22 protein-coding genes are annotated in these 24,618 nt (G+C 63.7%); all 22 read left to right on the top strand.

The features are described 5' to 3' along the window. Window positions 1–4: 4 nt before the first annotated feature. The 22 genes from flgF to fliJ all read left to right on the top strand — a co-directional run bounded on the left by flgF (window position 5) and on the right by fliJ (window position 24,608). Complete coding sequence (flgF, locus tag ACNFCI_RS08745; RefSeq protein ID WP_084858250.1) at window positions 5–745, top strand: flagellar basal-body rod protein FlgF; 741 nt, start codon at window positions 5–7, stop codon at window positions 743–745. 48 nt (window positions 746–793) lie between these two features. After that, on the top strand, window positions 794–1,579 hold the full coding sequence (gene flgG, locus ACNFCI_RS08740) for a flagellar basal-body rod protein FlgG (protein WP_196156517.1): 786 nt from the start codon (window positions 794–796) through the stop codon (window positions 1,577–1,579). A gap of 33 nt (window positions 1,580–1,612) precedes the next feature. Beyond that, a complete protein-coding gene (flgH, locus tag ACNFCI_RS08735) occupies window positions 1,613–2,308 on the top strand; it encodes a flagellar basal body L-ring protein FlgH (RefSeq protein WP_084858248.1) in 696 nt (231 codons plus the stop codon). Between the two features lie 11 nt (window positions 2,309–2,319). Then, entirely contained in the window at window positions 2,320–3,429 is a 1,110-nt protein-coding gene (locus ACNFCI_RS08730) for a flagellar basal body P-ring protein FlgI (protein WP_084858247.1), read from the top strand. Between the two features lie 12 nt (window positions 3,430–3,441). Next, window positions 3,442–4,596 (top strand): flagellar assembly peptidoglycan hydrolase FlgJ, encoded by a 1,155-nt coding sequence (gene flgJ / locus ACNFCI_RS08725; RefSeq protein ID WP_368830025.1) that lies wholly within the window; start codon window positions 3,442–3,444, stop codon window positions 4,594–4,596. 10 nt (window positions 4,597–4,606) lie between these two features. After that, window positions 4,607–6,649, top strand: coding sequence for a flagellar hook-associated protein FlgK (gene flgK, locus ACNFCI_RS08720; protein ID WP_324813548.1), 2,043 nt, complete (start codon window positions 4,607–4,609; stop codon window positions 6,647–6,649). A 14-nt stretch (window positions 6,650–6,663) separates the two neighbouring features. Next, window positions 6,664–8,229 (top strand): flagellar hook-associated protein 3, encoded by a 1,566-nt coding sequence (locus tag ACNFCI_RS08715; protein ID WP_084858244.1) that lies wholly within the window; start codon window positions 6,664–6,666, stop codon window positions 8,227–8,229. A 326-nt stretch (window positions 8,230–8,555) separates the two neighbouring features. Next, a complete protein-coding gene (locus ACNFCI_RS08710) occupies window positions 8,556–9,485 on the top strand; it encodes a ketoacyl-ACP synthase III (RefSeq protein WP_368830024.1) in 930 nt (309 codons plus the stop codon). A 370-nt stretch (window positions 9,486–9,855) separates the two neighbouring features. Beyond that, window positions 9,856–11,532 (top strand): flagellin, encoded by a 1,677-nt coding sequence (locus tag ACNFCI_RS08705; RefSeq protein ID WP_368830023.1) that lies wholly within the window; start codon window positions 9,856–9,858, stop codon window positions 11,530–11,532. Window positions 11,533–11,610: 78 nt separating this feature from the next. Then, window positions 11,611–11,961, top strand: a complete 351-nt coding sequence (locus tag ACNFCI_RS08700) for a flagellar protein FlaG (protein WP_368830022.1) — start codon at window positions 11,611–11,613, stop codon at window positions 11,959–11,961. 80 nt (window positions 11,962–12,041) lie between these two features. Further along, entirely contained in the window at window positions 12,042–13,397 is a 1,356-nt protein-coding gene (fliD, locus tag ACNFCI_RS08695; protein WP_368830021.1) for a flagellar filament capping protein FliD, read from the top strand. A gap of 70 nt (window positions 13,398–13,467) precedes the next feature. Further along, a complete protein-coding gene (fliS, locus tag ACNFCI_RS08690) occupies window positions 13,468–13,863 on the top strand; it encodes a flagellar export chaperone FliS (RefSeq protein ID WP_084858239.1) in 396 nt (131 codons plus the stop codon). A gap of 17 nt (window positions 13,864–13,880) precedes the next feature. Further along, complete coding sequence (locus ACNFCI_RS08685; protein WP_084858238.1) at window positions 13,881–14,174, top strand: flagellar protein FliT; 294 nt, start codon at window positions 13,881–13,883, stop codon at window positions 14,172–14,174. 169 nt (window positions 14,175–14,343) lie between these two features. Further along, on the top strand, window positions 14,344–15,819 hold the full coding sequence (gene fleQ, locus ACNFCI_RS08680) for a transcriptional regulator FleQ (protein ID WP_084858237.1): 1,476 nt from the start codon (window positions 14,344–14,346) through the stop codon (window positions 15,817–15,819). Window positions 15,820–16,032: 213 nt separating this feature from the next. Then, a complete protein-coding gene (locus ACNFCI_RS08675; RefSeq protein ID WP_084858236.1) occupies window positions 16,033–17,250 on the top strand; it encodes a sensor histidine kinase in 1,218 nt (405 codons plus the stop codon). Continuing rightward, a complete protein-coding gene (locus ACNFCI_RS08670; protein ID WP_368830020.1) occupies window positions 17,250–18,611 on the top strand; it encodes a sigma-54-dependent transcriptional regulator in 1,362 nt (453 codons plus the stop codon). The genes ACNFCI_RS08675 and ACNFCI_RS08670 overlap by 1 nt, the downstream gene beginning before the upstream one ends. Before the next feature lie 105 nt (window positions 18,612–18,716). Further along, complete coding sequence (gene fliE / locus ACNFCI_RS08665) at window positions 18,717–19,049, top strand: flagellar hook-basal body complex protein FliE (protein WP_084858234.1); 333 nt, start codon at window positions 18,717–18,719, stop codon at window positions 19,047–19,049. A gap of 14 nt (window positions 19,050–19,063) precedes the next feature. Further along, a complete protein-coding gene (gene fliF / locus ACNFCI_RS08660) occupies window positions 19,064–20,845 on the top strand; it encodes a flagellar basal-body MS-ring/collar protein FliF (protein WP_368830019.1) in 1,782 nt (593 codons plus the stop codon). Further along, entirely contained in the window at window positions 20,838–21,857 is a 1,020-nt protein-coding gene (gene fliG / locus ACNFCI_RS08655; protein WP_084858232.1) for a flagellar motor switch protein FliG, read from the top strand. Before fliF ends, fliG begins: the two co-directional genes overlap by 8 nt. A 173-nt stretch (window positions 21,858–22,030) precedes the next feature. Beyond that, on the top strand, window positions 22,031–22,801 hold the full coding sequence (gene fliH / locus ACNFCI_RS08650) for a flagellar assembly protein FliH (protein ID WP_368830018.1): 771 nt from the start codon (window positions 22,031–22,033) through the stop codon (window positions 22,799–22,801). Then, window positions 22,791–24,149, top strand: coding sequence for a flagellar protein export ATPase FliI (gene fliI, locus ACNFCI_RS08645; protein WP_084858231.1), 1,359 nt, complete (start codon window positions 22,791–22,793; stop codon window positions 24,147–24,149). Before fliH ends, fliI begins: the two co-directional genes overlap by 11 nt. Window positions 24,150–24,155: 6 nt before the next feature. Beyond that, a complete protein-coding gene (gene fliJ / locus ACNFCI_RS08640; protein ID WP_084858230.1) occupies window positions 24,156–24,608 on the top strand; it encodes a flagellar export protein FliJ in 453 nt (150 codons plus the stop codon). The last annotated feature ends 10 nt before the right edge of the window (window positions 24,609–24,618 follow it).

Genomic DNA, 24,618 nt, shown 5'->3' with positions numbered 1-24,618 from the left:
GACTGTGGACAAGATGCTTTACGTGGCCATGACCGGCGCCAGCCAGAACGCGCTGGCCCAGCGGGCCCACGCCAACAACCTGGCGAACGTTTCTACCAACGGCTTCCAGCGCGACCTGGAGCAGGCGCGGTCGATGCCGGTGTTCGGCGACAGCTTTCCGGCGCGTGCGTTTGCCATGACCGAACGCCCGGCTACCGACTTCACCGCAGGTGCCCTGGTGGAAACCGGCCGCGAGCTGGACGTGGCCGTCAGCGGTGACGGTTTCATCGCCGTGCAGGCACCGGACGGCAGCGAAGCCTACGTGCGCACCGGCAGCCTGAACATCGATGCCCTGGGCGTGCTGCGTGCCGGCAACGGCATGCCGGTGATCGGCAATGGCGGCCCGATCGCCATTCCGCCGGAGCAGAAGGTGGAGATCGGCGAAGACGGCACCATCAGCATCCGCGCCATGGGTGAAGACCCGCGGGTGATGGCCGAGGTCGATCGCATCAAGCTGGTCAACCCCGATACCAAGGGCCTGACCAAGGGCTTGGACGGCATGATCCACACCACCAGCGGCCAGCCGGCCGATGCCGACGTCAACGTCAAGGTGGTGTCGGGCTTTCTGGAGTCGAGCAACGTCAACGCCGTCGAGGAAATGACCTCGGTACTGGCCCTGTCCCGCCAGTTCGAGCTGCACGTCAAGATGATGAACGCGGCCAAGGAAGGCGATGAAGCCATGGCTCGGGTTTTGCAAATCGGCTAATCACTTTTGAACGGGTGCCGTAAAACAGGCGCACGAGGAGAACACTAAATGCTTCCGGCTCTTTGGGTCGCTAAGACCGGCCTGTCCGCCCAGGACACCAACCTGACTGTCATCTCCAACAACCTGGCCAACGTCTCGACCACCGGCTTCAAGCGTGATCGCGCCGAATTCCAGGACCTTCTGTACCAGATCAAGCGCCAGCCCGGTGCCCAGTCGACCCAGGACAGCGAGCTGCCCTCGGGCCTGCAGGTCGGTACCGGTGTGCGCATCGTCGGCACCCAGAAGAACTTCACCGCTGGCAGCCTGCAGACCACCGAGAATCCGCTGGACATGGCCGTCAACGGTCGCGGCTTCTTCCAGGTGCTGCAGCCGGACGGCACCGTCTCCTATACCCGTGACGGCACCTTCCACCTGAATTCCGACGGCCAGATCGTCACCGCCAACGGTTTCGCCCTGGAGCCTGCGATCGTCGTGCCGCCGGATGCCCAGACCTTCACCGTCGGCCAGGACGGCACCGTGTCGATCACCACCGCCGGCAACCCGGCCGCGCAGATCATCGGCAACATCCAGACTGCCGACTTCATCAACCCGACCGGCCTGCAGGCCATCGGCAACAACCTGTTCCTGGAGACCGCCGCCAGCGGTGCACCGCAGATCGGTACTCCGGGCCTGAACGGCTTCGGCACCACCTTGCAGCAGACCCTGGAGAACTCCAACGTCAGCACCGTGGAAGAGCTGGTGAACATGATCACCACCCAGCGCGCCTACGAGATGAACTCCAAGGTCATCTCCACCGCCGACCAGATGCTCTCGTTCGTCACCCAGCAGCTGTAAGCCCCAAGCCCGTTACACCGTGAGGTAAGCGTCATGAATCGTCTGTTGTCCGTCTTCGCCCTCGGGGGCGCGGTGTTGTTGGCCGGTTGCGTCGCGCCGACGCCAAAGCCCAACGACCCGTACTACGCGCCGGTGTTGCCGCGTACCCCGTTGCCCGCGGCGGCCAACAACGGTTCGATCTACCAGGCCGGTTTCGAGCAGAACCTGTACACCGACCGCAAGGCGTTCCGGGTGGGTGACATCATCACCATCACCCTCAACGAGCGCACTTCGGCTAGCAAGAACGCAGGTTCGCAGATCCAGAAGAACAGCAACGCCAACATCGGCCTGACCTCGCTGTTCGGCACCAGCCCGAACACCAACAACCCTTTCGGGGGCGGTGACCTGTCGCTGGAGGCTGGCTATAGCGGCGAGCGCGCCACCAAGGGTGACAGCAAGGCGACCCAGGGCAACACCCTGACCGGTTCGATTACCGTCACCGTGGCCGAGGTGCTGCCCAACGGCATCATCGCCGTGCGTGGCGAGAAGTGGCTGACCCTGAACACCGGCGAGGAGCTGGTGCGTATCGCCGGCCTGATCCGCGCCGATGACATCGCCACCGACAACACCGTGCCGTCCACCCGCGTGGCCGATGCGCGTATCACCTACTCGGGTACCGGCTCCTTCGCCGATGCCAGCCAGCCCGGTTGGCTGGACCGCTTCTTCATCAGCCCGCTCTGGCCCTTCTGAGTCGAATGACCATGTTCAACGTAAGGCAGCTGATCGCCGCGACCCTGCTTCTGTCCTGTGCCTTCGGCGCCCAGGCCGAGCGCCTGAAGGACATCGCCAGCATTTCCGGCGTGCGTACCAACCAGTTGATCGGTTACGGCCTGGTGGTGGGCTTGAACGGTACGGGTGACCAGACCACCCAGACCCCATTCACCCTGCAGACCTTCAACAACATGCTCTCGCAGTTCGGCATCAAGGTGCCGCCAGGGTCGGGCAACGTGCAGCTCAAGAACGTGGCGGCGGTATCCGTGCACGCGGACCTGCCGGCCTTCGCCAAGCCCGGCCAAGTGGTCGACATCACCGTTTCTTCCATCGGTAACTCCAAGAGCCTGCGCGGCGGCAGCTTGCTGATGACCCCACTCAAGGGTATCGACGGCAATGTCTACGCCGTGGCCCAGGGCAACCTGGTGGTGGGCGGCTTCGACGCCGAAGGTCGGGATGGTTCCAAGATCACCGTCAACGTGCCCTCGGCCGGCCGTATCCCGGGCGGTGCCACCGTCGAGCGTGCGGTGCCGAGCGGCTTCAACCAGGGCAACAGCCTGACGTTGAACCTCAACCGCCCGGACTTCACCACCGCCAAGCACATCGTCGACAAGATCAATGAGCTGCTCGGCCCGGGTGTCGCCCAGGCCGTGGACGGTGGCTCGGTGCGCGTCACCGCGCCCATGGACCCAAGCCAGCGGGTGGACTACCTGTCGATCCTCGAGAACCTGGAGATCGACCCGGGCCAGGCCGTGGCCAAGGTCATCATCAACTCGCGTACCGGCACCATCGTCATCGGCCAGAACGTCAAGGTCTCGCCGGCGGCGGTGACCCACGGCAGCCTCACCGTGACCATCACCGAAGACCCGATCGTCAGCCAGCCGGGGCCGTTCTCCAATGGTCAGACCGCCGTGGTGCCGCGCTCTCGCGTCAATGCCCAGCAGGAGGCCAAGCCGATGTTCAAGTTCGGCCCGGGTACCACCCTGGACGAGATCGTCCGTGCGGTGAACCAGGTCGGGGCGGCGCCCAGCGACCTGATGGCGATCCTCGAAGCCCTGAAGCAGGCCGGCGCCTTGCAGGCCGACCTGATCGTGATCTGAGGAGGCCTGCCCATGACGCCCAAGAGCCTGGTCTCCGGACACGCCGACAGCGGCGCCTATACCGACCTCAACCGCCTGAGCGCGCTCAAGCACGGTGATCGCGACAGCGACGCCAACGTGCGTAAGGTGGCCCAGGAGTTCGAATCGCTGTTCATCAGCGAGATGCTCAAGGCCTCGCGCAAGGCCAGCGACGTGCTGGCCGACGACAATCCGATGAACAGCGAGACGGTCAAGCAGTACCGCGACATGTACGACCAGCAGCTGGCCGTGAGCATGTCGCGCGAGGGCGGCGGCATCGGCCTGCAGGATGTGCTGGTGCGCCAGCTGACCAAGCACAAAAGCGCCCAGGCCAATACCAGCCCCTTCCCACGTATCGAAGGCAACGCTCCAGCACTGTGGGGCAGCCAGCAGGTGGCAGCGCCCGTGCATGGGGAGCCGACTTCCGCCCGCAACGACGTGGCGGCGCTCAATGCCCGCCGCCTGGCGTTGCCGGGCAAGCTTACCGATCGCCTGCTGGCCGGCATCGTGCCGTCGGCGGCCACCAGCAACACCGCCGCCGTGCCGGCCCGCGAAGGGCAGCAGGTCGCGCGCAGCTTCGCCGTGCCAGATGACGGCCTGCGCATTCTTGGCCGTGCCGTGGCTCAGCCGCCGCTGGCACCGAAGAAGGCCTTCAGCGACAGCGACCAGTTCGTCGCTACCATGCTGCCGATGGCCGAGCAGGCGGCCAAGCGCATCGGCATCGACCCCCGCTACCTGGTGGCCCAGGCCGCCTTGGAAACCGGTTGGGGCAAGTCGGTGATGCGCAACGCCGACGGCACCAGCAGCCACAACCTGTTCGGCATCAAGGCCACCGGTAATTGGCAGGGCGGACATGCGCGGGCGATCACCAGTGAGTTCCGTGGCGGGCAGTTCGTCAAGGAGACCGCGGCGTTCCGTTCCTACGACTCCTACCAGGACAGCTTCCACGACCTGGTCAGCCTGCTGCAGAACAATGCGCGCTATCAAGATGCGCTGAAGTCGGCCGATAACCCCGAACAGTTCGCCAGAGAGCTGCAGAAGGCCGGCTACGCGACCGACCCCGGCTACGCGAAGAAGATCATCAGCATTGCCCGGCAGATGCAGCCAACCCCGCAATACGCCATGGCTGGCAGAACCACGAATTTATAAGGATTGAAGCATGTCGAACCTGATTTCGATCGGCCTGAGCGGCCTGAATGCCAGCCAGGCGGCGTTGTCGGTTACCAGTAACAACATCGCCAATGCCGGCACCGCCGGTTATTCGCGCCAGCAGGCGATCCAGCATGCAGGCCCGGTGCAGAACATCGGCGCAGGCTTCCTGGGTACCGGCACGACCATTTCCGACGTTCGCCGCATCTACAGCGCATACCTGGACAACCAGTTGCAGACCGCGACCTCGCTGCAGGCCGACGCTGTCGCCTACCAGGACCAGATCACGGCCGTGGACAAGCTGCTGGCCGACCGCGACACCGGAATCAGCTCGGTGCTCACCGCCTTTTTCTCGGCCTTGCAGACTGCTGCCGCCAAGCCCAGCGACGTGGCGTCGCGGCAATTGCTGTTGACCCAGGCGCAGACCCTGAGCAACCGCTTCAATTCGGTTTCCAGCCAGTTGAGCCAGCAGAACGAGGTGATCAATTCGCAGCTGGACACCTTGGCCGGGCAGGTCAACAAGTTGACTGCCAGCATCGCCGAGTACAACAAGCAGATCACCGAGTTGTCCGCCTCAGGCAACACGCCCAATAGCCTGCTCGATGCCCGTAGCGAAGCTGTGCGCCAGTTGAACGAGCTGGTGGGTGTCACTGTGCAGGAGCGTGACGGCAACTACGACGTGTACCTGGGCACTGGCCAGTCGCTGGTCACCGGCTACCGTGCCAACACGCTGTCGGTCGCCCCGGGTGCGGCCGACAAGAGCCAGTACGGCTTGCAGGTCAACTACGAAAACTTCAGCTCCGATGTCACCTCGGTGGTCAGTGGTGGGCAGATCGGCGGCCTGCTGCGCTATCGCAGCGATGTGCTGATCCCCTCGATGAACGAGCTGGGGCGGGTGGCCCTGGTGGTCGCCGACAGCATCAACAGCCAGCTGGGCCAGGGCCTGGACATCAACGGGCAGTTCGGCAGCGGCCTGTTCTCCAGCATCAACAGCGCCACGGCCATCGCCCAGCGCAGCCTGGCCTCTTCCAACAACAGCGCAGGCTCCGGCAACCTCGACGTGACCATCGCCGACAGTGGCGCGCTGACCACCTACGACTACGAGGTGAAGTTCACCAGCGGCACGCAGTACAGCGTGCGCCGTTCGGACGGCACCGACATGGGCAGCTTCGACCTCAATGCTGACCCAGCGCCGGTGATCGATGGCTTCAGCCTCAAGCTCAAGGGTGGCAACCTGGCCGCCGGCGACAGCTTCAAGGTCATTCCCACCCGGGCTGCGGCCGGCTCGATCAGTACCGTGCTCACCGATGCCAACAAGCTGGCCTTCGCCGGCCCGATCAGTGCCACGGCTGGTAGCGGCAATGGCGGTACCGGCACCATCACCCAGCCGGTGCTGGGCGACAACCTGGATATCTACGGCGGTGCCGACACCGCGCTGATCCAGAAGTCCATCCGCGATTCGATGCCGGTGCGCGTGGTGTTCCAGGCTGCCAGCGATGGCTCGCAGGGGTATGCGGTGTTCGACGCCAAGGGCACCCAGATCGGCACGGGCAGCATCGTCCCGGGCCAGGACAACGAGCTGGCCATCGCCGTGCCCATGCTCGACAGCGCGGGTAACCCGATTATCGGCAGCGACGGCCAGCCGCGTTCGTTCACCGTGAACACCACGATCGGCGGCAACCCGACGGCCAATGACAGCTTCACTCTGTCGTTCAACGCCGATGGCAAGTCCGATAACCGCAATGCCAACGCCTTGCTCGGCCTGCAAACCAAGTCGACCGTAGGTACCGGCTCCGGTGGCGGCATCAGTTTCACGTCCGCCTACGCCTCGCTGGTCGAGCGGGTAGGGGCCAAGGCCAGCCAGGCTGGCATCGACAGCACGGCGACCGAAGCCGTGCTCAAGTCGGCCCGCGAAAGCCGCAGTGCCGTGTCGGGGGTCAACCTCGATGACGAGGCCGCCAGCCTGGTGAAGTTCCAGCACTACTACACCGCGTCGTCGCAGATCATCAAGACCGCGCAAGAAACCTTCTCCACCTTGATCAACGCCCTCTGAAGGAGTAGCTGACCGTGCGTATTTCAACTGCTCAGTTCTATGAGACCAACGCCAACACCTACTCGAGGAATTTCTCCAGTACGGCCAAGACCATGGAGCAGATCACCTCCAAGTCGCGCATCCAGACCGCCGGCGACGACCCGGTGGGGGCTGCTCGCTTGTTGCTGCTGCAGCAGCAGAGTGCGCTGTTGGGGCAATACAGCGCCAACATGACAACGGTGAACAATGCGCTGCTGCAGGAAGAGAGCGTGCTCTCGACCATCAACGACGCCCTGCAGCGTGCCAGCGAACTGGCGATCCAGGCAGGCAACGGCGGCCTGAGCGACGCCGACCGCACCTCGATCAGCAAGGAGATCAAGGAGATCGAGGCGAACGTCTTCGGCCTGCTCAACTCCCGCGACGCCAATGGCGACTACATGTTCGGCGGTTCCAAGACCTCCTCGCCGCCCTATGTGCGCAACAGCGATGGCACCTACAGCTACCGCGGCGACCAGACCCAGCTCAGCTTGCAGGTGTCCGATACCTTGCACCTGGCCACCAACGACAGCGGCTACAGCATCTTCGACCAGGCCATCAACAACAGCCGCACCCAGTCGAACCTGACCGCGCCGCTGCCCGACGATGGCCGTGTCGGCCTGTCCCAGGGGTTGCTGGGTTCGGTGAACACCTACAATGACAAGTTCGGGGCAGGGCAGCCGTACACCATCACCTTCAAGAGCGCCACCGAATACAGCGTCACCGACGCCGCGGGCAACGATATCACCAGCGAAACCCCGACCAACGGCAAGTTCGACCGTAACGCCGAAGGCGGCGACATCATTTCCTTGCGCGGTGTCGAGTTCGAGATCGACATCAACCTGCAGGAAGGCGACGACCCGGACACCGCCATCGCCAACCACAGCTTCACCGTCGAGGCCAAGCCCGACACCCTGACCGCCACCCGCAGCGCCGGTAACGGTTCGACGGCGCAGGTCACCGGTACCACCATCACCGATGGCGACAAGTACCGCAGCACCTTCCCGAGTGACGGCGCGGTGATCAAATTCACCAGCGACACCGAGTTCGCCCTGTATGCGCAGCCGTATTCGGCCGACAGCAAACCGGTGGCCACGGGTACCCTGGATGCGAGCAACAGCCTGACCGTGGCGGGTGTCACCTTCCAGCTCGACGGGCCGCCCGGCGAAGGCGACCAGTTCTCGGTCACCGCCAACACCCATCGCACCCAGAACGTGCTCGATACCCTGGGCCAGCTGCGCAGCGCCCTGGAGCAGCCGGTGGACAGCCCCCAGGCGCAAGCCGCGCTCAAGTCGGCCACCGACTCGGCGATCTCCAACCTGGCCAGCGCCCGCGAGCGTATCGACATCACCCGCGGCTCCATCGGTGCGCGGGGCAACTCGCTGGAAATCCAGCTGCAGGAGAACACCAGCCTGGACCTGGCCAACAAGAGCACCCAGAGCGCCATCGGTGACACCGACATGGCCTCGGCCACCATCACCCTGACCTTGCAGCAGGCAATGCTCGAGGCCTCGCAGCTGGCCTTTGCGCGCATCTCCCAACTGAGCCTGTTCAACAAGCTCTGATTCAGCTAGCGCGCCCCCGGCGATATCCGATGGTGGCGCTGAAAAGCCGGGGCTGCTACGCAGCCCTTTCGCGGCTCAAGGCCGCTTCTACAGAGGCTGCCTCTGCCCCTTGGCACGGCTTTCGTAGCAATTCAATGTGACTAATGAGTCAAAACGTTCATCTTCCCTGTATTCTATGCAGCAGCTGCTGCAGCATTTTGTTACCGGTGTGCGAGCGGCGTACCTGGTAGTCGGCCTGTCTCGAACCCACGGTGGCATCGCCCCGGTATTTGGCGCCCTCAATTCATCGAGTGGTGGTCTTTGGCTGTTTTCATTGGGAAGCCAGAATGATTGGCATCAAAAGCATCGCGAGTTACGTGCCCACCGCTGGCCTGGACAACTACGTCCAGGGTGCGAAGTTCGGCAAGGACGAAGCGTTCATGTTCGGCAAGATCGGTGCATCCTTCCTGCCGCGCAAGGATGAAGCGCAAGAAACCTCCGACCTGTGCGTCGAGGCCGCCAGGGCCTTGTTCGCCAACAACCCGGAGCTCGACCCGCAGTCGATCGATGTGCTGATCGTGGTCACCCAGAACGGTGACGAGGAAGGCCTGCCGCATACCGCCGCCATCGTCCAGGACAAGCTGGGCCTGTCCACCCGTGTGGCGGCCTTCGACGTGTCGCTGGGCTGCTCCGGTTATGTCTATGGCCTGTACGCCATCAAAGGCTTCATGCAGGCGACCGGCCTGAAGAACGGCCTGCTGATCACCGCCGACCCGTATTCGAAGATCGTCGACCCCGAAGACCGTAACACCACCATGCTGTTCGGCGATGCCGCCACCGCCACCTGGATGGGCGAGGGTGCGGTCTGGCAGCTGGGCGAAGCCCGTTTCGGCACCGACGGTTCGGGTGCCGAGCATCTGAAGGTCAGCGATGGCACCTTCTTCATGAACGGCCGCCAGGTATTCAACTTCGCTTTGGTCAAGGTGCCGGCGCACCTGCATGAGCTGCTCGATGCCAGTGGCTTGAAGTCCGAAGATATCGATGCGTTCTGCATCCACCAGGGCAGCGCGGCGATCGTCGACGCCGTGGCGCGACGCTTCGAGGAAGAACACCCCGAGAAGTTCGTCAAGGATATGCTCGAGACTGGCAACACCGTGTCCTCCAGCGTGCCCTTGCTGCTGCAGAAGCACATGTTCGACAGCGCCTGGAAGCGTGTGGCCATCAGCGGCTTCGGCGTGGGTCTGTCGTGGGGTTCGGCGATTCTCTATCGCGACTGACCTCGGTTGTTGAAAAAAGCGCCTGGCGGGTTTTCCGCCAGGCGCTTTTTTTGTGCCTCGGGTTTGCCGGCCCAATCGCGGGACGAGCCCGCTCCCACAGGGTGTATGCCGTTGCGCCTGAGCCTGTAGGGGCGGGCTTGCCCCGCGATTGGGCCGGTACAGCCAACGAATCCAAAACCCCTTCCACAAGCCTATGGCTCCCCCCATAACCCTCTGATTTCTAAGGGTGGCACTGTAATGGCATTTTTTTTTGCAAAAAGCCCTCAAGCAACCGCCGCTCCCGACGATAACCATTACGAAGGTTCTCTAGGCCACACCCGGCGGTTGCCAAGGCCGGAAGCCGCTGTATCCATCCAACGAGGAATTCGTCATGGCTTTAACCGTTAACACCAACATCACTTCCTTGGGCGTTCAGAAGAACCTGAACCGTGCTTCCGACGCACTGGGTACTTCGATGTCCCGCCTGTCTTCCGGCCTGAAAATCAACAGCGCCAAGGACGACGCCGCTGGCCTGCAGATCGCCAACCGCCTGACCAGCCAGATCAAAGGCCTGAGCGTTGCCGTGAAGAACGCCAACGACGGCATCTCCATCGCCCAGACCGCTGAAGGCGCGATGCAGGAATCCACCTCCATCCTGCAGCGTATGCGCGAACTGGCCCTGCAGTCGGCCAACGGTTCGAACAGCAGCGATGACCGTGCTTCCCTGCAGCAGGAGTTCACTGCTCTGTCCGGTGAGTTGACCCGTATCGCCAACACCACTACCTTCGGTGGTCGTAACATTCTGGATGGTTCTTTCCAGAACGTTAGTTTCCAGATCGGTGCGAACTCAAACGAAACTATTTCGTTTGGTATGAAAGATATCAGCGCTACCGGACTGAAGGGCACCTTCAGCGAGGCTACTGTTGCAGGAGGTACTACTGAGCTCAGTGCCAAAACAATCGGTGCTCCATTCACTGCGACCAACGCCACAGCAACTGCCGCTGCAGCCTTCGGCACCATTGTAGCGGGTGACAGCATCAACGTGAATGGCACTACTGTAGCATTGGCTGTCGGTGATGATATTGCTGCAGCAATTGGCAAGATTAATGCTCAAACTGGCACCACTGGGGTAACTGCCTCCGATGATGGTACTGGTAAATTGGTGTTTAGTTCGGCCAGTGACTTCACCATTGGACAGTCTACAAACGCCGGTGTAACTGCTGCCCTTACCGCGACAGCCGCTAGCGGCTTGGGAAGTGACGCACAAATCAGCATTAACGGCACTGCTGTCGATTTGGCTGCTGGCGATGACATTGACGATGTCGTAGGCAAAATTAACGCCACCGCTATTAGCGATGTTACTGGTGTTAAGGCCGCAAACGTTAATGGCCGGCTTGAGCTGACCTCCGCAGATGGTAAGGCGATTGACCTCGCCAATGGTAGCAACGCCACTACTGGTCCAGGTGCACTGGCAAAGTTGGGCTTGAGTGCCGGTACTACTGAAGCCAAGCTTGGTAGCGATACTTCGGTCACCCTCAATGGGGTTGAGGTAAAGTTGAAGGCTGGCTCCACCATGGATGACATTGTTTCCAGCATTAACAGCGCCAGCACTGGCGTCACCGCAAGCAAAAATACCGATGGTACTCTCAAGCTTTTCTCTGATAAGGACATCTCGGTGAGCGACGGTAGCCAAGGTACAGGCCTAAAGGCTTTGGGCTTGTCTCCCACAACTGCGACTGCTACTACCATGGAAACTACCGTTTCCAACTTGAGCATCAGCAAGGCCGACGATTCGCAGATCGCCATCCAAGCCCTGGACGCCGCCATCGCCCAGGTCGACAGCCAGCGCGCCCAGCTGGGTGCCGTTCAGAACCGCTTCGACAGCACCGTCGCCAACCTGAACAGCATCTCGGAAAACTCCACCGCTGCTCGCAGCCGTGTACAGGACGCCGACTTCGCTGCTGAAACCGCCGAGCTGACCAAGCAGCAGACCCTGCAACAGGCTTCCACCGCGATCCTGTCCCAGGCCAACCAGCTGCCGTCGTCGGTACTGAAACTGCTGGGCTGATCCTGATCGGTTGAGTAGTTGACGGAGGGGTGCGGCGACGCGCCCCTTTCGTCTTTTCATTCACAAGAGGTGCCAGACATGGATATGAGCGTGAAACTGGGCCTGTCCTACCCGACGCCTGTCGCTGCCGATGCATTGCCGGCCAAGCGTCAGGAACCTGTCCAGCCCGCCAGCGAGCTGGACGACAAGCAAGACCCGCCTGCGGACCGTATCGTCCTCGAGCAGGCTGTCAGTGCCATCCAGGAATTCGTGAAAGCCTCGGAGCGGCAACTCAATTTCTCGATTGATGACGCCACCGGCCAGGTGGTGGTCAAGGTCATCGCCCGTCAAAGCGGCGAAGTCATTCGCCAGCTGCCGTCCGAAGTGGCGTTGAAGCTGGCGCAGAACCTCAAGGACGCCAACAGCCTGTTGTTCGATACCCAGGCCTGAGTTGGCACGGCTTTTGTTGTAAAGCAGCACGGACGCGTTTTCGTCGGAAAAACGACGGTCACCGAAAAAGGAGAGTGAAGATGGCGAGCACAACCGTCAGTGGTATTGGTTCCGGGATCGACACCCAGGCTATCGTCAAGGCCCTGGCCGATGCCGAGAAGGCGCCCAAGCAGCAGCAGATCAATACCCAGACCACCACCGCCACCACCACATTGTCGGCTATCGGCACGATCAAGAGTGCGCTGGAAACCTTCCGCGCGGCCATTGCCAAGCTCAATACCCAGGCGAGCTTCAACGGCCTTGCCGCGACATCGTCGGATGACAAGGTGGCCAAGATCACCTTGGCCGACGGCGCTTCTGCCGGCAACTACGCCCTCGAAGTCACCCAGCTGGCGACCGCCTCGAAGATCGCCAGCAAGGTCTACAGCGGCACCTCCACATCGGTGAACAGCTCGGGCGAGGCGCAAACCCTGACCATCGGCCAAGGCGATGCCACCTACAGCGTCAGCATCGCCGCCGGTGCGACCTTGCAGCAGGCGCGCGACACGATCAACGGCCAACTGCAATCGAAGGGCATCACCGCCAACATCGTCACCGATGCCAGCGGTTCTCGCCTGGTGTTCTCGTCCACCAAGATGGGGGAGGGGACCGACCTGACCCTGGGTGGTGATTCGGAGCTGGCGACCGACACCCAGGTGATCGCCAAGCCGCAGAATGCCAAGTACACCCTCGATGGCTTGGCCCTGGAGTCGAAGTCCAACACGATCACCGGCGCAGTCAGTGGCGTGAATATCGAGCTGGTGGCCGCCGGCAAGTCCAGCCTTTCGGTGTCGACCAACAACGACACCCTCAAGGCGTCGGTGCAGTCGTTCGTGACCGCCTACAACGCGTTGATGACTGCCATCAACACGCAAACCAAGGTCACCACCGGCGCCAACGATGAAAGCGCCAAGGGCGCTACCCTGACCGGTGATTCGACCATGCGCTCGCTGGTCAACTCGATCCGCAGCGAAGTGTCTCGCAGCATGGGCTCCGGTGGCCTGCGCACCTTGTCGCAGCTCGGTATCAACACCGTGCAGAAGACCGGCCTGCTGGAGCTCGACGAGAAGAAGTGGAATGCCGCGGTCAAGACCTACGGTGCCGACATCAGCGGCCTGTTCACCGGCAAGGATGGCCTGCTCAGCCGTATGACCGCCGCGACCGACGACTACACCAAGGCCGGCGGCATTCTCGCCACGCGCCAGGACAGCCTGACCAAGCAGCTCAAGGAGCTCGAAGAATCCCAGGCCTCCCTGGATCGCCGCATCGAGACCCTGACCCAGACCTTGAGCAAGAAGTACAACGCCATGGACACTCTGGTCGCTCAGCTCAAAGGTACCAGCGACAGCGTGATGACCACGCTCAACGCCCTGAACAACCCCAACAAAGACCGCTAAAGAAAACCTGCGAACGGCCGATCCATTGGGTATCCGGCCTGTTCGCTGCCCCGTTCGATGAGGAACCACCATGCACCCGATGAGAGCCCTTCGTCAGTACCAGAAGGTCAATTCCCACGCCCAGGTTTCCGAAGCCACGCCGCACCGCCTGGTGCAGATGCTGATGGAAGGTGCGCTCGATCGCATGGCCCAGGCCAAGGGTGCGATCAGCCGGGGCGACGTGGCGCAGAAGGGCCTCATGCTGGGCAAGGCGATCGACATCATTGGCGGCCTGCGTGAAGGCCTGGACAAGGAAAAAGCCGAGAACCCGGACGACCTCGAGCGCCTGGACAGCCTCTACGCTTACATGGCCACCCGCCTGACCCAGGCCAACCTGCACAGCGACCTGGCTATCATCGACGAAGTCGCGCAATTGATGATTACCGTCAAGAGCGGCTGGGATGCTATCGCCAGCGCCGAGCAATAAGGCGCGAGGACACTGATATGAGCGCACTGCAGCGAATCGAAGCGACCCGCCAGGCCCTGAGCGAGGCCATGCTGGCCCGTGACTGGGTGGTGATCGGCGAGCTGGACCTGGCCTGCCGGGAAGCGCTCGACCAGTTGCTGCAGGGGGAGGTGGGCGAAGAGGGTGTGGTGCGGGAAAAGCTCGAGGCCTTGCTCGACGTCTATCGCCAACTAATTGAAATTGCAAGTGGTGAACGTCAATCGATAGTCGACGAGATGACTGCGATCACCCAAGCGAAGAGCGCCGCAAAGGTATACCATCTGTTCAGCTGACGCTGGACGGTACAGAGAATCGCGCGCCATTAATTTGACTGTGCGCGGTTTTTTGACTTAACTAGTGACTGTTTTCGCAAATTCAGACGTCCGAGCACTGAATCATTTCAGTCGGAATGATGTCGAGCACGCCCTCGGGCGTCGAAATGACTAGGGAAGTTGCTAACGCATGTGGCGTGAAACCAAGATCCTCCTGATCGATGACGACAGCGAACGCCGCCGCGATCTGGCGGTGGTCCTGAATTTTCTAGGCGAAGAAAACCTCTCCTGCTCCAGCCAAGATTGGCAGCAGGCGGTAGAGTCTTTGTCTTCGAGTCGTGACGTACTATGCGTGTTGATCGGGACCGTGAATGCTCCAGGCGGTGTACTGGGGCTCCTTAAGACAGTGGCAACCTGGGATGAGTTCCTTCCGGTTCTGCTTTTAGGTGAAATTTCTTCTGCGGAGTTCCCGGAAGACCTGCGCCGTCGCGTGCTGTTCAACCTCGAGATGCCGCCGAGCTATAGCCAGTTGCTCGATTCGCTGCACCGTGCCCAGGTCTACCGCGAGATGTACGACCAGGCCCGCGAGCGCGGCCGCCAGCGCGAACCGAACTTGTTCCGCAGCCTGGTGGGGACCAGCCGGGCCATCCAGCATGTGCGGCAGATGATGCAGCAGGTGGCGGACACCGATGCCAGCGTGCTGATCCTCGGCGAGTCCGGCACCGGCAAGGAAGTGGTCGCGCGCAACCTGCACTACCATTCCAAGCGCCGCGAGGCGCCGTTCGTGCCGGTCAACTGTGGGGCGATCCCGGCCGAGTTGCTCGAGAGCGAGCTGTTCGGCCACGAGAAGGGCGCCTTCACCGGGGCGATCACCAGCCGGGCCGGGCGTTTCGAGCTGGCCAACGGCGGTACCCTGTTCCTCGACGAGATCGGCGACATGCCGTTGCCGATGCAGGTCAAGCTGCTGCGCGTACTGCAGGAGCGCACCTTCGAGCGGGTGGGCAGCAACAAGACCCAGAGCATCGATGTGCGCATCATCGCGGCGACCCACAAGAACCTCGAGACCATGATCGAGGAAGGGACCTTCCGCGAAGACCTGTACTACCGCCTGAATGTCTTCCCCATCGAGATGGCGCCGCTGCGTGAGCGGGTCGAGGACATCCCGCTGCTGATGAACGAGTTGATCTCGCGCATGGAGCACGAGAAGCGCGGCTCGATCCGCTTCAACTCGGCCTCGATCATGTCCCTGTGCCGCCATGGCTGGCCGGGTAACGTGCGTGAGCTGGCCAACCTGGTCGAGCGCATGGCGATCATGCACCCGTACGGGGTGATCGGGGTTTCCGAGCTGCCGAAGAAATTCCGCTACGTCGACGACGAGGACGAGCAGCTGGTCGACAGCCTGCGCAGCGACCTTGAGGAGCGTGCGGCGATCAATGGCCATGCACCGAACTTCACTGGCCACGCGATGCTGCCGCCTGAAGGGCTGGACCTCAAGGACTACCTGGGCAATCTCGAGCAGGGCTTGATCCAGCAGGCATTGGACGACGCCAACGGCATCGTCGCGCGGGCCGCCGAGCGCCTGCGTATCCGCCGCACCACGCTGGTGGAGAAGATGCGCAAGTACGGCATGAGCCGTCGAGAAGGGGACGATCAGGCGGAAGGTTGACGCCTGTTGCTTTTGCACAATCGGGGCTGCTTTGCAGCCCATCGCCGGCAAGCCGGCTCCCACAGAGGCCGAACACGCCGAACCTTGTGGGAGCCGGCTTGCCGGCGATAGGGGCAGAGCAGAGCGTCCCGGGAGATGCATACCCGGCACGCCTATTGCTACACCGCTGGCAACATACCGGTTTTATGACGGTCAGCCACGCGAGAGAGCACGATGCCCCAGGCCGCCCACATCTCCCGAACCTCCGAATCGCACGGGCGCAGCCCGGTCGAGCAGGCCAGCCGCCAGGGCTTGGAGCAGGCGTTCGCCCTGTTCAGCCAGGTGTCCAGCCAGCTCAACGAGTCCTACAGCCTGCTCGAAGCGCGGGTCAGCGAACTCAAGGGCGAGCTGGCAGTGGTCAGTGCCCAGCGCATGGCCGAGCTGGACGAGAAGGAGCGCCTGGCCAACCGGCTGCAGAACCTGCTCGACCTACTGCCCGGCGGGGTGATCGTGATCGATGCCCAGGGCTATGTGCGCGAGGCCAACCCCGCCGCCTGCGAACTGCTGGGCGAGCCCCTGGTGGGCCAGCTGTGGCGCCAGGTAATCGCGCGCAGCTTCGCGCCGCGTAAGGACGACGGCCACGAAGTCTCCCTGCGCGACGGTCGACGCCTGTCCATCGCCACCCGTTCCTTGGACGCCGAGCCCGGGCAGCTGGTGCTGCTCAACGACCTGACTGAAACCCGTCGCCTGCAGGACCAATTGGCACGTCACGAGCGTTTGTCGTCCTTGGGGCGCATGGTCGCTTCCCTGGCCCATCAGATTCGCACGCCATTGTCGGCGGCAATGCTCTATGCCAGCCACTTGGCTGATGAAGAGAAAGACCTGCCGCGGGAAACCCGCCAGCGTTTTGCCGGCAACCTCAAGGAACGCTTGCACGAGCTGGAGCACCAGGTCCGTGACATGCTGGTGTTTGCCCGTGGCGAGTTGCCGCTGGGCGATCGTATCAGCCCCAAGGCGTTGTTCCAGGCTTTGCAGCAGGCCGCCCAACCCCATGTCCAGGGGCATGCAGTACGCTGGCAGTGCGACAGCCACCTGGGTGAATTGTTGTGCAACCGCGACACCTTGGTCGGTGCCTTGCTCAACCTGATCGAGAATGCGCTACAGGCCAGCCAGGGCCCGGCGCGCCTCAAGGTCCACCTGTATCGCCGCGAGCAGGCCTTGCTCCTGTGCGTCAGCGATGCCGGCTGCGGCATCGATGCTGACCTGCTGGCTCGCCTGGGTGAACCCTTCCTCACCACAAAGACCACCGGCACTGGCTTGGGCCTGGCAGTGGTCAAGGCTGTGGTGCGTGCGCACCAGGGCAACCTGGGCATTCGCTCCAAGGTCGGGCGCGGCACTTGCGTGCAAGTAGTGTTGCCGTTGATCGATGGTCGGCCACGGGAGGTCGTGTAATGACGGTGAAGGTCCTGCTGGTGGAGGACGACCGCGTCCTGCGCCAGGCGCTGGGCGATACCCTGGAAATCGGCGGTTTCGCCTACCGTGCCGTGGGCAGTGGCGAAGAGGCACTCGAGGCCGTTGCCGGCGAGGCATTCAGCCTGGTGGTCAGCGACGTGAACATGCCGGGCATGGACGGGCACCAGTTGCTGGCGCAACTGCGCTGCCTGCATCCGCAGTTGCCGGTGCTGCTGATGACGGCCCATGCGGCCGTGGAGCGGGCCGTCGAGGCGATGCGTCAAGGTGCCGTCGACTACCTGGTCAAACCGTTCGAGCCCAAGGCCTTGATCAGCCTGGTGGAGCGCCACGCCGCCGGCCGCGTGGGCGGTGCGGGCGAAGAGGGTCCGGTGGCCTGCGAGCCGGCCAGCCGGCAGTTGCTGGAGCTAGCGGCGCGGGTGGCACGCAGCGATTCCACCGTGCTGATCTCCGGCGAGTCCGGCACCGGCAAGGAAGTCCTGGCGCGTTACATCCATCAGCAATCGACCCGTGCGGCGCAACCCTTCGTGGCGATCAACTGCGCGGCGATCCCCGACAACATGCTCGAGGCGACCCTGTTCGGCCACGAGAAGGGCGCCTTCACCGGTGCCATCGCCGCCCAGGCGGGCAAGTTCGAGCAGGCCGACGGCGGTACCTTGCTGCTCGACGAGATTTCCGAAATGCCCCTTGGCCTGCAGGCCAAGCTCCTGCGTGTACTGCAGGAGCGGGAGGTCGAGCGGGTGGGTGGGCGCAAACCGATCGCCCTGGATATCCGCGTGCTGGCCACCACCAACCGCGACCTCGAAGGCGAGGTGGCTGCCGGGCGCTTCCGTGAAGACCTCTACTATCGCTTGTCAGTCTTCCCGCTGGCCTGGCGACCGTTGCGCGAGCGCAGCGCCGATATCCTGCCGTTGGCCGAACGCCTGCTGGCACGCCATGTGGCGAAGATGAAACATGCCCCGGTGCGCTTGTCGGCCGAGGCGCGCGCGTGCCTGCAGGGGTATGCCTGGCCGGGCAACGTGCGCGAGCTGGACAACGCCTTGCAGCGGGCCTTGATCCTGCAGCAGGGCGGGTTGATCGAGGCGGCGGATTTCTGTCTGGCGGGGGTCATCCCCCTGCCCGCTGCCAAGCAGGCCGTGAACGAGGCGCCTGCCGAGCCGGGCGGGCTGGGCGACGACATGCGTCGCCACGAATTCCAGATGATCATCGACACCCTGCGCGCCGAGCGAGGCCGACGCAAGGAAGCCGCCGAACGGCTGGGAATCAGCCCGCGTACCCTGCGCTACAAGCTGGCGCAAATGCGTGATGCCGGGTTCGACGTCGAGGCCAGCCTGTACGGCTGACGAGTCTTTCATGGGCTGCGTGCAGGGCTGGCACTCTTGTTGCTAGTTCCAGCCCATTCGCTGCATGAGCGTCAAAAAAATGCGGCCGCCGGAGAGAAGAGATCCATGACCCAAGGTGTTGAATTCAATCGTCTGATGCTGGACATGCGGGCCATGCAGGCCGAAGCCATGTCCCAGCCCAAGGTCGCGGCTGCGCCTGAGCTGGCCCCGGGCCAGAGCAGCTTCGCCGACATGCTCGGCCAGGCCATCGGCAAGGTGCACGAGACCCAACAGGCCTCCACCCAGCTGGCCAACGCCTTCGAGATCGGCAAGAGCGGTGTCGACCTGACCGACGTGATGATCGCTTCGCAGAAAGCCTCCGTATCGTTCCAGGCCCTGACCCAGGTGCGTAACAAACTGGTCCAGGCGTACCAGGACATCATGCAGATGCCGGTTTGAGGGCAGGGTAGGTCATGGCCGAAGCAGTCGTCGATAACGCCCCCGCCAAGAGCGGTCCGCCAGCGGCCAAGCCGCCGCTGTTCGGCATGGCGTTCCTGGAAAACATCTCGCAGATGCCCATGCTGCGTCAGGTCGGCCTGTTGGTCGGGTTGGCCGCCAGCGTGGCGATCGGCTTTGCCGTGGTGCTCTGGTCGCAGCAGCCGGACTACCGGCCGCTGTACGGCAGCCTGGCAGGCATGGATGCCAAGCAGGTCATGGACACCCTGGCCTCGGCCGACATCGGCTACCGCGTGGAGCCCAACTCCGGCGCCTTGCTGGTCAAGGCCGACGACCTGTCCCGCGCACGCATGAAGCTCGCGGCTGCAGGCGTAGCGCCCAGCGATGGCAACATCGGCTTCGAGATCCTCGACAAGGAGCAGGGCCTTGGCACCAGCCAGTTCATGGAGGCCACCCGTTACCGTCGGGGGCTGGAAGGCGAACTGGCGCGTACCGTCTCCAGCCTGAACAACGTCAAGGCCGCCCGGGTACACCTGGCGATCCCCAAGAGCTCGGTGTTCGTACGCGACGAGCGCAAGCCCAGTGCATCGGTACTGGTCGAGTTGTACCCGGGCCGAGCCCTGGAAGCCGGGCAGGTGATGGCCATCGTCAACCTGGTCGCCACCAGCGTGCCGGAGCTGGACAAGTCCCAGGTCACCGTGGTCGACCAGAAGGGCAACCTGCTGTCCGACCAATTGCAGGACAACGCCCTGACCATGGCCGGCAAGCAGTTCGACTACAGCCGCCGCATGGAAGGCCTGCTGACCCAGCGCGTGCACAACATCCTGCAGCCGGTGCTGGGCAACGACCGCTACAAGGCCGAGGTGTCCGCCGACGTCGACTTCAGCGCGGTGGAGTCCACCTCCGAGCAGTTCAACCCTGACCAGCCGGCCCTGCGCAGCGAACAGTCGGTGAACGAGCAGCGCACCAGCAGCCAGCCGCCGCAAGGCGTACCGGGTGCCTTGAGCAACCAGCCGCCGGCCGGAGCCGCAGCCCCTGAAAACGCCACGGCCGCTGCACCGCCCGCAGGCGCGATCCAGCCCGGGCAACCGCTGGTCGATGCCAACGGCCAGCAGATCATGGACCCGGCCACCGGCCAGCCGATGCTCGCGCCGTACCCGGCCGACAAGCGTCAGCAGACCACCAAGAACTTCGAGCTGGACCGCTCCATCAGCCATACCCGCCAGCAGCAGGGTCGCCTGACCCGCCTGTCGGTGGCGGTGGTGGTGGACGACCAGGTCAAGGTCGATGCCGCCACCGGCGAGACCACCCGTGCGCCCTGGGGCGCCGAAGACCTGGCACGCTTCACCCGCCTGGTACAGGACGCGGTGGGCTTCGATGCCAGCCGCGGCGACAGCGTGACCGTGGTCAACGTGCCGTTCTCCGCCGACCGTGGCGTGGAGCTGGCCGACATTCCGTTCTATTCGCAGCCGTGGTTCTGGGACATCGTCAAGCAAGTGCTGGGCGTGGTGTTCATCCTGGTGCTGGTGTTCGGCGTGCTGCGCCCGGTGCTCAACAACATCACCGGCGGTGGCAAGCAGGCCGCCGCTACCGACAGCGACATGGAGCTGGGCGGGATGATCGGTCTGGATGGCGAACTGGCCAACGACCGCGTCACCCTCGGTGGCCCGCAAAGCATTCTGTTGCCTAGCCCCAGCGAGGGCTACGAAGCACAGCTCAACGCAATCAAAGGCCTGGTGGCCGAAGACCCGGGCCGCGTAGCCCAGGTCGTGAAAGAGTGGATCAACGCCGATGAGTGACAACCGAGCCGTTACCGCCAAGCTGAGCCGCGTCGACAAGGCGGCGATCCTCCTGCTGTCCCTGGGCGAGACCGACGCCGCCCAGGTGCTGCGCCATATGGGGCCCAAGGAAGTGCAGCGGGTCGGCGTGGCCATGGCGCAGATGGGCAACGTGCACCGCGAGCAGGTCGAGCAGGTGATGAGCGAGTTCGTCGAGATCGTTGGCGACCAGACCAGCCTGGGCGTGGGCTCGGACGGCTATATCCGCAAGATGCTCAACCAGGCCTTGGGCGAAGACAAGGCCAATGGCCTGATCGACCGCATCCTGCTCGGCGGCAACACCAGCGGCCTGGACAGCCTCAAGTGGATGGAGCCGCGTGCCGTGGCCGATGTCATCCGCTACGAGCACCCGCAGATCCAGGCGATCGTGGTCGCCTACCTGGACCCCGACCAGGCCGGGGAGGTGCTGAGCAACTTCGACCACAAGGTGCGCCTGGACATCATCCTGCGCGTGTCGTCGCTCAACACTGTGCAGCCGGCGGCGCTCAAGGAGCTCAACCAGATCCTCGAGAAGCAGTTCTCCGGCAACTCCAACGCCGCGCGTACCACCTTGGGCGGCATCAAGCGTGCAGCCGACATCATGAACTTCCTGGACAGTTCGGTGGAAGGCCAGCTGATGGACTCGATCCGCGAGATCGACGGCGACCTGTCCGAGCAGATCGAAGACTTGATGTTCGTCTTCAACAACCTGGCCGACGTGGACGACCGTGGTATCCAGGCGCTGTTGCGCGAGGTGTCCTCCGATGTGCTGGTGGTTTCGCTCAAGGGGGCCGACGAGAAGGTCAAGGACAAGATATTCCGCAACATGTCCAAGCGGGCCTCGGAGCTGCTGCGCGACGACCTGGAGGCCAAAGGCCCGGTGCGGGTCAGCGATGTCGAGGCGGCGCAGAAGGAAATCCTCACCATCGCACGGCGCATGGCCGAGGCGGGCGAAATCGTGCTCGGCGGCAAGGGCGCCGAGGAAATGATCTGATCCAATCTGCGCCAGCTCCTGTAGGAACGGCCTTGTGCCGCGAAAGGGCTGCGAAGCAGCCCCTGGATTTCAGCGTTTTTGCATAGATTGCCGGGGCTGCGTCGCACCCCTTTCGCGGCACAAGGCCGTTCCTACACCAAATGGCGTTGCTCGTTGATGAGTACCTGAAGAACATGCCCACCAAAGAATCCCACCCCAGCGACCTGATCCGCGCCCGCGACCTCGAGGGTGTCGACGTCTGGCCGCTGCCCAGCTTCGACCCGGAGCCGGAACCTGAGCCGGAGCCTGAACCTGAGCCGGAGGTCGTCGAGGAGGAAGTCGAGGAAGTGCCGCTGGAAGACGTCCAGCCGCTGACCCTCGAGGAGCTCGAGGCCATTCGCCAGGAGGCCTACAACGAAGGCTTCGCCACCGGCGAGCGCGAGGGCTTTCACAGCACCCAGCTGAAGGTTCGGCAGGAGGCCGAAGCGGCCCTGGCAGCCAAGCTGGGTAGCCTGGAGCGCTTGATGGGCCACCTGCTCGAGCCAATCGCCGAGCAGGACGAAGAGATCGAAAAAGGTCTGGTGCACCTGGTGGCGCACATGGTGCGCCAGGTGATCGGTCGCGAGCTACACAGCGACTCGAGCCAGATCACCCACGTGCTGCGCGAGGCGCTGAAGCTGTTGCCGATGGGCGCCGATAACATCCGTATCCACCTCAACCCCCAGGACTTCGAGCAAATCAAGGCCCTGCGCGAGCGCCACGAGGAGCGTTGGAAGCTGCTCGAGGACGAGGCCCTGCTGCCAGGGGGCTGCCGCATCGAAACGCTGCACAGCCGTATCGACGCGACCATGGAGACGCGTACCGAGAAAGCCCTGGCGCAATTGTTCGACCAGTTGCACGAGCAAGGCCTGCACCCGGCGGCGCCGGACCTCTCGGTGGACCTGGAGCACGGCGATGCGTCTTGAGCGCACCAGCTTCGCCAAGCGCCTTGGCAGCTACGCCGGGGCGGTGAAGCTGCCGGACCAGCCGATCGTGGAGGGCCGCCTGCTGCGCATGGTCGGCCTGACCCTGGAGGCCGAGGGCCTGCGCACTGCCGTGGGCGGGCGTTGCCTGGTGATCAACGACGACAGCCACCACCCGGTCCAGGTCGAGGCCGAGGTGATGGGCTTTGCCGGTTCGAAGATCTTCCTCATGCCGGTCGGCAGCGTCGCCGGCATCGCCCCTGGGGCCCGGGTGGTGCCGCTGGACGAGGGCGGCCGCCTGCCCATGGGCATGAGCATGCTCGGGCGTGTGCTCGACGGTGCCGGTCGTGCCCTGGATGGCAAGGGTGGGATGAAGGCCGAGGACTGGGTGCCGATGGACGGCCCGATCATCAACCCGCTCAACCGTGACCCGATCAGCCAGCCGCTGGACGTGGGCATTCGCAGCATCAACGGCCTGCTCACGGTTGGCCGGGGGCAGCGCTTGGGCCTGTTCGCCGGCACCGGCGTAGGTAAATCGGTCTTGCTGGGCATGATGACCCGCTTCACCGAGGCCGAGATCATCGTGGTCGGGCTGATCGGCGAACGGGGCCGCGAGGTGAAGGAATTCATCGAGCATATCCTCGGCGAAGAAGGGCTCAAGCGCTCGGTGGTGGTGGCATCGCCTGCCGATGATGCGCCCTTGATGCGCTTGCGTGCGGCCATGTACTGCACACGTATCGCCGAGTATTTCCGCGACAAGGGCAAGAACGTGCTGCTGCTGATGGACTCGCTGACCCGTTTCGCCCAGGCCCAGCGGGAAATCGCTCTGGCCATCGGCGAGCCGCCGGCGACCCGTGGCTACCCGCCGTCGGTGTTCGCCAAGCTGCCCAAGCTGGTGGAGCGGGCCGGCAACGGTGAGCCCGGCGGTGGTTCGATCACCGCGTTCTATACCGTGTTGTCCGAAGGTGACGACCAGCAGGACCCCATCGCCGACTCGGCGCGGGGCGTGCTCGATGGCCATTTCGTGCTGTCCCGGCGGCTGGCGGAGGAGGGGCATTATCCGGCCATCGATATCGAAGCGTCGATCAGCCGGGTCATGCCCCAGGTGGTCGATGCCGAGCACCTGCGCGAGGCGCAGAAGTTCAAGCAGCTGTGGTCGCGCCTGTCGCAAAGCCGCGACCTGATCAGCGTGGGTGCCTATGTCGCTGGCGGCGACCCGGAAACCGACCAGGCCATCGCCTTGCAGTCGCGCTTGGTGGGCTTCCTGCGCCAGGGGTTGCAGGAGAATGTCGGCATGACACAGAGTCGCGAGCAGCTTCACGGAATCTTCGCAGCGCCGGTGGGAGGCTGATAGGTCATGGGGCTGCCCAGTCGAGCCGCGCGCCTGGCGCCGGTGGTGGACATGGCCGAGGAGGCCGAGCGCAAGGCCGCCCAGCGCCTGGGGCATTTCCAGCAGCAGGTGGCCCTGGCCCAGGCCAAGCTGACCGAGCTCGAGCGTTTTCGCGAGGACTACCAGCTGCAGTGGATCGACCGTGGTGGGCAAGGGGTGAACGGCAACTGGCTGGTCAACTACCAGCGCTTCCTGGGGCAGCTGGAGACCGCCATGACCCAGCAGCGCCAGAGCCTGACCTGGCACCAGAACAACCTCAACAATGCCCGAGACACTTGGCAGCAGGCTCACGCCCGCGTAGAGGGGCTGCGCAAGCTGGTGCAGCGCTACCAGGACGAGGCCCGGCGTGCCGAGGACAAGCGCGAGCAGAAGTTGCTGGATGAATTGTCCCAGCGCCTGCCGCGCGAGCGGCATCTGTAACGCGTTTCGG

The organism is Pseudomonas sp. NY15356 (genome assembly GCF_048068175.1).
GTDB lineage: Bacteria > Pseudomonadota > Gammaproteobacteria > Pseudomonadales > Pseudomonadaceae > Aquipseudomonas > Aquipseudomonas putida_K.
The sequence above is the reverse complement of the archived record's forward strand: the minus strand, read 5'-3'. Positions and strand labels throughout refer to the sequence as shown.